This is a genomic window from Pseudomonas schmalbachii (assembly GCF_017589465.1).
Lineage (GTDB): Bacteria > Pseudomonadota > Gammaproteobacteria > Pseudomonadales > Pseudomonadaceae > Pseudomonas > Pseudomonas schmalbachii.
Genome location: NZ_JAELYA010000045.1, coordinates 1 through 244, shown reverse-complemented (window position 1 = coordinate 244; position 244 = coordinate 1). Strand labels below are relative to the sequence as shown.

Here is a 244-nt window from a genome sequence, read left to right as displayed (position 1 = left end):
GGTAACGAGCGGACCATCACCAACGTCGCCGCCGGCCGCCTGAGCGCGGACAGCACCGACGCGATCAACGGTTCGCAACTGTTCGCCACCAACTCGGCGATCGATACCCTGAGCGACGATGTCGGCAACCTGGACCTGAGCTCGGTGAAGTACGACATCAACGACGACGGCACGGTGAACTACAACAGCGTGACCATGGGTGGCGACACCTATAACAGCGTCACCAAGACCGGCGGCACGAAGA

At 61.9% G+C, this 244-nt stretch carries 1 protein-coding gene; it reads left to right on the top strand.

Annotated elements, in window-relative coordinates; all coding sequences use genetic code 11:
* Positions 1–244, top strand: a 244-nt coding sequence (locus tag JFY56_RS24845) for a hypothetical protein (protein ID WP_208316824.1), incomplete at both ends; no start/stop codon positions are given.